The sequence below is a fragment of the Pontibacter fetidus genome (assembly GCF_010119545.1).
Lineage (GTDB): Bacteria > Bacteroidota > Bacteroidia > Cytophagales > Hymenobacteraceae > Pontibacter > Pontibacter fetidus.
This window is the reverse complement of sequence record NZ_JAAEAA010000022.1, coordinates 54,280-60,448: the sequence shown is the minus strand read 5'-3', so window position 1 is coordinate 60,448 and position 6,169 is coordinate 54,280. Positions and strand designations below refer to the sequence as shown.

7 protein-coding genes are annotated in these 6,169 nt (G+C 46.6%); all 7 read right to left on the bottom strand.

The features are described from left to right. Positions 1-230: 230 nt before the first annotated feature. The 7 genes from GWO68_RS15165 to GWO68_RS15135 all read right to left on the bottom strand — a co-directional run bounded on the left by GWO68_RS15165 (position 231) and on the right by GWO68_RS15135 (position 6,139). On the bottom strand, positions 231-887 hold the full coding sequence (locus GWO68_RS15165) for a CoA transferase subunit B (protein ID WP_162347315.1): 657 nt from the start codon (positions 885-887) through the stop codon (positions 231-233). 11 nt (positions 888-898) lie between these two features. Beyond that, the gene (locus tag GWO68_RS15160) at positions 899-1,597 is read right to left on the bottom strand and encodes a CoA transferase subunit A (RefSeq protein WP_162347314.1); all 699 of its coding nucleotides are present in this window, start codon (positions 1,595-1,597) and stop codon (positions 899-901) included. A 983-nt stretch (positions 1,598-2,580) separates the two neighbouring features. Then, complete coding sequence (locus tag GWO68_RS15155) at positions 2,581-3,510, bottom strand: bifunctional riboflavin kinase/FAD synthetase (RefSeq protein WP_162347313.1); 930 nt, start codon at positions 3,508-3,510, stop codon at positions 2,581-2,583. After that, positions 3,494-4,189, bottom strand: a complete 696-nt coding sequence (gene truB / locus GWO68_RS15150; protein ID WP_162347312.1) for a tRNA pseudouridine(55) synthase TruB — start codon at positions 4,187-4,189, stop codon at positions 3,494-3,496. The genes GWO68_RS15155 and truB overlap by 17 nt, the downstream gene beginning before the upstream one ends. Position 4,190: 1 nt before the next feature. Beyond that, on the bottom strand, positions 4,191-5,024 hold the full coding sequence (locus tag GWO68_RS15145; protein ID WP_162347311.1) for an undecaprenyl-diphosphate phosphatase: 834 nt from the start codon (positions 5,022-5,024) through the stop codon (positions 4,191-4,193). Then, on the bottom strand, positions 5,025-5,240 hold the full coding sequence (locus GWO68_RS15140) for a DUF3098 domain-containing protein (protein ID WP_162347310.1): 216 nt from the start codon (positions 5,238-5,240) through the stop codon (positions 5,025-5,027). It abuts the gene before it with no gap. 2 nt (positions 5,241-5,242) lie between these two features. Beyond that, a complete protein-coding gene (locus GWO68_RS15135; RefSeq protein ID WP_162347309.1) occupies positions 5,243-6,139 on the bottom strand; it encodes a cell division protein FtsX in 897 nt (298 codons plus the stop codon). Between the last annotated feature and the right edge of the window lie 30 nt (positions 6,140-6,169).

Sequence of the window (6,169 nt, the reverse complement as noted above, 5' to 3'; positions counted from 1 at the left end):
CTATTGAAAAATATAGCCTTGAACATCGCCAGAAAATGTAGCTTCCACTCTATGAAGGATGCGATCACAGCTTTTGCCAACAAAATAACACTGATGGCTAAATACATTAGAACTTAACGACCCTGCCTTCAAAGGGGGACTTTTCAGGTATCGTAAAACTGGATCTACTTTTCAAGCATTGCTGAGTGTCCCCCTTTGAAGGGGGCAGGGGGATGATTTCACCCTGCCAACTATAGTTGCACTTCCGGGATGTCGCCTTCTACTATAAGCGTGCCTTCGGTGGCTTTCTGGATGTCTTCTACAGAAACGCCCGGCGCTCTTTCCAGCAGCTTAAAGCCTTTATCGGTTACTTCCATTACGCACAGGTCGGTCACAATCTTTTTCACGCACTTCAGGCCGGTAATAGGCAAGGTGCATTCTTTCAGTAGTTTAGAGGACCCGTCGCGGGCGGTATGTTGCATGGCCACAATAATGTTTTTGGCTGATGCCACTAAGTCCATGGCGCCGCCCATGCCTTTTACCATTTTGCCCGGAATTTTCCAGTTGGCAATGTCGCCTTCCTCGGATACTTCCATGGCGCCTAAAATAGTCAGGTCCACGTGCTCGCCGCGTATCATGCCAAAGCTATCTGCGGAGCTGAAAATAGACGAACCTGGCAGTGTGGTTATAGTTTGCTTTCCGGCATTTATCAGGTCGGCATCTACCTGGTCTTCGGTAGGGAAAGGGCCCATACCCAGCAAACCATTCTCTGACTGCAGTACTACCTCAATACCATGCGGAATATAGTTTGCCACCAGCGTCGGTATCCCGATACCCAGATTCACATACATCCCGTTCTTTACTTCCTGTGCGATTCGTTTCGCTATCTGATTTTTATCTAAAGCCATGTTGTTCTAATTTAAGCCTGTCTAACCGTTCTTTGCTCAATACGTTTTTCGTACTTCTCGCCCTGGAAAATGCGCTGCACAAAAATACCTGGCGTGTGGATCATGTTCGGATCCAGTTCGCCGGCTGGTACCAGTTCTTCTACTTCGGCAACGGTTATCTTTCCGGCAGTGGCCATCATCGGGTTAAAATTGCGCGCAGTACCTTTGTAGATCAGGTTTCCGGCCGTGTCGCCTTTCCAAGCTTTCACAAACGCAAAGTCAGCTTTCAACCAGGTTTCCATCAAATACATCTTGCCGTTAAATTCACGACTTTCTTTGCCTTCGCCTACTTCGGTGCCGTAACCAGCCGGTGTAAAAAAGGCAGGAATACCGGCTCCCCCGGCACGAATTCGCTCGGCTAAGGTTCCCTGAGGGTTTAATTCTACTTCCAGTTCTCCACTCAGTAGCTGGCGTTCAAATTCAGCGTTCTCGCCTACATAGCTGGCAATCATTTTTTTTACCTGGCGCTTTTGTAGCAGAAGGCCAATGCCAAAATCATCTACACCCGCGTTGTTCGAGATACAGGTCAGGTCTTTTACACCCAGGCGAAGCAATTCATTAATGCAGTTTTCAGGAATGCCGCATAAACCGAAACCACCCAGCATCAGTGTCATGCCATCCTGCACATCCTGCAGCGCTTCCTGCACGTTTTTTACCGTTTTATTTATCATAGTTAGTTAAAATACTGAAGTTCCGGGCAAATTTATAGCTCACCCAAAACGCCGTTTTAGAATTTGGTTCTATACGTAGGTAAGTTATATAGAATAAAAGCCATATGGAAATATGACTTTAGTTTTTTAGGTGAAATGGGTTATAGGTCAGGTGAAGTCCGGATTTGTGGTGTTTTTTGTCGCCTGCTTTGTTATTTCTTGCGTAGCTGATGGTTTTAAGTGTTCTATAGTTTCTCATTTGTCATCCCGAGCGATAGCCGAGGGATCTTATGTGTCCTGCCATATATGTCATTTCGAGCCAAAGCGAGAAATCTATCTCGAACTATAGTTGAGTTTCAAATGCTATAGTTCTATAGTTGACTTTGCCTACTGCTGGAACCAAGCCATTGTACTATAGTTTCCTCTAATCCTAGGAGCTTTATGAGCGCATAGTTCTATAGTTTACTTGGCTCCCTCCCGGGCCGGGAGGCCCCGTCTTCGGGCATCGCGCTGCTGCCTTCTTGCTACACTCGCTGCGCTCGTGTTGCCTATCGGCACCGCAACAAGTCAAAGGCGCTCAACCCTAAGACTGATATCAAGCTCGATAGCTAAAGTCTTAGTTATAGTTGCTTTATTCCTTTTGGCTGTAGCAGATCTGTTTTTCTCGTGGTTGTAGTTCCGTAGGGACAGGTCGTGACCTGTCGGCTCTCAGGTTGTAACTATAGCACTATAGTTTGTGGAATAGCATCAGCAAAAATTCCCCGCCTTAGACAAGGAGGGGTTAGGGGTGGTTGGACTGCTATAAAAGTATAGCATTAGCTATTACAAGTCTTGTCCCTTCCGGGCCAGTTAAGTCAGGAGACTCAATACCATAGTTAGTCACGAGTCTGGAGACTCGCGCCAGCTATCTTTGTAATCACAGCAACCATAAAACTATAGCTCCAACTATAGCAACAGCCCAATCCTGTAAATCCTTTAAGCCTGAAAATCCTGATTCAGACAAACTATAGCCCCAGCACTTTCGCTGCAGCTTCTTTGTCTCTGGCCAATTGTGCTTTCAGCTCATCCAAGCCATTAAACTTTTGTTCTTCCCGTAGGTAGGCTACAAAAGCTACGGTTAAAGTCTGGCCGTAAATGTTCTGGTTAAAGTTTAGCAGGTTTACCTCCAGGGTAAGGTGGGTGCCATCTACTGTGGGGCGCATGCCGATGTTCATCATACCGGGGTAGCGTTCGCCATTTATAGTTGCCCACACCGCGTACACGCCGTTGGCCGGTATCAGTTTGTGTGTATGCGGAATAGCCAGGTTGGCAGTAGGGTAGCCAATTGTTCTGCCTAATTTGTTGCCCTCTACAACTATAGATGTAAGTGTGTAATACCTGCCTAAGTAGCTGGTTGCGGTTTCGAGGTCGCCGCTTTCCAGGGCCTTCCTTATTTTGGTGGAGCTTACGCCAATGTCATCCACGTCTTCACGCGGAATCTCTTCTACTTCAAAACCATACTTGCTGCTGTGGGCTTTCAGGTGCTCAAAACTGCCTTCGCGGTTCTTGCCAAAACGGTGATCGTAGCCAATAACCAGCACTTTGGTATGCAGTGCTTTTACCAGTATGTCGGTTATAAACGTGGGCGAACTGGTGCGTGAAAACTCTTTGGTGAACGGAAGGATCAGCAGGTAATCAATACCGAAGCTGCGGAGCTGTTCGATGCGCTCTTCTATAGTTGATAACAGCTTGAGGTCGTTGTCTTCCGGGAAGAGAACCAGGCGCGGGTGCGGCCAGTAGGTAATAACCACGCTCTGTCCATTGCTTTGGCGGGCACGTTCTATAACGCGCTGTAATATTTTCTGGTGGCCCACGTGCACCCCGTCAAAAGTGCCGCTGGTAACCACCGGGTAACTAAGTTGCGGAAAATCGGCTATATCACGAATTACTTCCATTCGCTTCCAGCTGTGCTTTTTTAATCTCCTGAATAGCTTCTATTGTCAGGGCATCTTCTAGTTTATACTCTCCGATACGCGTACGAACCAAGGAGCCTAAATGCCCGCCGACTCCCAGCTTAACGCCCATGTCATAGGCCAGGCTACGGATGTAGGTACCTTTGGTGCAAACAACTCTAAAGCTAACTACTTCACCTTCAATGTTAGTAATATCAAAGGCTTTTATAGTTATGGTGCGGGGTTTTAGTTCGGCGGCTTTGCCACGACGAGCCAGGTCGTAGGCGCGTTTGCCATCTACCATCACCGCCGAATAAATAGGAGGTACCTGTTCTATAGTTCCTACAAAGCTATCGGCAGCGGCTTTTATAGTTTCCGGGGTCAGGTGGCTGATGTCTTTGGTTTCAGTAACTTCGGTCTCTTTGTCGTAAGACGGGGTGTACTGGCCAAGTATAATCGTGCCGGTGTATTCCTTTTCCTGTGCCTGAATCTGGTCTATACTTTTGGTGAATTTGCCGGTACAAAGTATAAGCAACCCGGAAGCCAAGGGATCTAACGTGCCGGCATGGCCGATCTTTTTGATACGCAACGTATTCCGTACCTTTTTTACAACATCAAACGATGTCCAGGTAAGCGGTTTATCTATAAGCAGCACTTCGCCTGCCTCAAAGTTATAGCTCATGTTATACTTTTAAATCAATGCCCATCGCCAGCAGTGCCAGCAGCAGCACTCCTAAAGCAATACGGTAGTAACCAAACATTTTAAAGCCATACTTTGTCAGGAAGCTGATAAAGAACCGAATGGCCAGCATGGCAACTATAAAGGCTACAAAATTACCAACCAGCAGCAACTTCAGATCATTGGGTGTAATTACTTCAAAACTGTTCGAGATCTTTACCCAGTCCATTTTAACGACATCGGAAATCTCCAGGTGCAGTAGGTCTTTCAGGAGTTTGTACGTAGAGGCGGCCAGCATTGTAGGCACCGCCAAAAAGAATGAGAACTCGGCCGCTGTTTTACGGTCGATGCCCTGCGCCATACCACCTATAATAGAGGCAGCCGAACGCGAAACGCCCGGAATCATGGCTACGCACTGCGCCAAACCGATCAGGAAGGCATTTTTATAGGTAACTGTCGTTTTCTCGGCGTGTGCAAACCACTTATCTACAAACAGTAACACCACACCGCCAACTACCAGCGATATAGCCGTAATCACCACACTCTCCAGCATGGCATCAACCACCTCATTAACCGCAAAACCAATAAAAGCAGTAGGTATAAACGCAGCCAGCAGTTTCAGGTAAAAATTCCAGCTCTGCAGAAAACGGCGCCAGTACAATACCACCACCGAAAGTATAGCCCCGAACTGTATATTTACCGTCAGGATCTTGGTAATTGGTAATTCGTTTATCCCCATCAGGGCCGAGGCAATGATCATATGCCCCGTAGAGGAGATCGGTAAAAACTCGGTAAGTCCTTCTATAATGGCTAAAACTATAGCCTGCCAAACGCTCATTTAGTCGTGGTTTTTGTCTTTGATAAGGATGGCGAAAAACTCTATGATGAACCCTGCAAAAACAACTATAGGTCCCAGGGTGATGCCCATAAAGCCAAGGCCGTATTGTTCGGTATCCAGCGTCATGATAATAAAGCCGATAGCAAGCACCACAATGCCCACCAGCATCAGGATGTAATTTTTTCTGCCGAAGGCAAGTCTGTCTTTATTTTCCATTATTAATATAGTTCGTCAAGTGAAAGGCGCAGGTATTTACGCACCGCGCGGTATGAGCTCAGAAACCCGATAATGCAGCCAATTACGAGCAATGCTCCCATCAGGATGTAGGTTTGTTCGTCGTCGCGGAGCAGTTTCAGTTCTTCGATCTGGGTATAAGCATATTGCATCAGACCAAAAAGCAGGAGCGAAGCAATAATGCCACTCATAACACCCTGCCAGGCAGCACGGTTCAGGAATGGCCGCTGTATAAAGTAACCCGTAGCACCCACCAGCTGCATACTTCTGATAAGAAAGCGCTGCGAGTAAAGAGCCAGTTTTATGGTATTATTGATAAGTATAGTTACCACTACCAGAAGTATAGCCGCAAAGCCTAAAAGTATAATGCTGATCTTTTGGATATTGCTGTTGATGGACTCGATCAGGCTTTCTACATACTGAACTTCATGCACCCCTTCTATACCTTCCAGGTCGTTCTTTATCCCTTTCAGTTGGGCCGAGGTGGCATTGTCGGCATTAATTTTCAGTACATAAGCATCGCGCAGCGGGTTCTCACCTAAAAAAGACATAAAATCTTCGCCGGTATCTTCCAGGAACTGTTTGGCTCCTTCTTCTTTCGATACAAAGCGTACCGCAGCCGTATCGGCAATAATGGCAACATACTCTTTAGCAGCTAATTTTTTCTGCATATTGGCAAGCTGCACACTGGTCAGGTTCTTGTCTAAGTATAGTTGCATTTCTATACTTTCCTTTACTTTTTCGGATAGCTTGCCGGCGTGTATCAGCAGTAACCCAAACATGCCGATAACGAATAGGGCAAGCGTGATACTAAACACCACCATGGTGTGCGGGTAATTTCCGAGCTTCTTCTTTTTAACTGATCTGTGTTGCTTTGCCATAGGTACTCCTTCCATACAAAATTAGGAATA

Bases quoted from the DNA above. Each gene is read 5' to 3' on its own strand.
- GWO68_RS15165 (WP_162347315.1), bottom strand. From the start codon at position 887: ATGGCTTTAGATAAAAATCAGATAGCGAAACGAATCGCACAGGAAGTA.
- GWO68_RS15160 (WP_162347314.1), bottom strand. From the start codon at position 1,597: ATGATAAATAAAACGGTAAAAAACGTGCAGGAAGCGCTGCAGGATGTG.
- GWO68_RS15155 (WP_162347313.1), bottom strand. From the start codon at position 3,510: ATGGAAGTAATTCGTGATATAGCCGATTTTCCGCAACTTAGTTACCCG.
- truB (WP_162347312.1), bottom strand. From the start codon at position 4,189: ATGAGCTATAACTTTGAGGCAGGCGAAGTGCTGCTTATAGATAAACCG.
- GWO68_RS15145 (WP_162347311.1), bottom strand. From the start codon at position 5,024: ATGAGCGTTTGGCAGGCTATAGTTTTAGCCATTATAGAAGGACTTACC.
- GWO68_RS15140 (WP_162347310.1), bottom strand. From the start codon at position 5,240: ATGGAAAATAAAGACAGACTTGCCTTCGGCAGAAAAAATTACATCCTG.
- GWO68_RS15135 (WP_162347309.1), bottom strand. From the start codon at position 6,139: ATGGCAAAGCAACACAGATCAGTTAAAAAGAAGAAGCTCGGAAATTAC.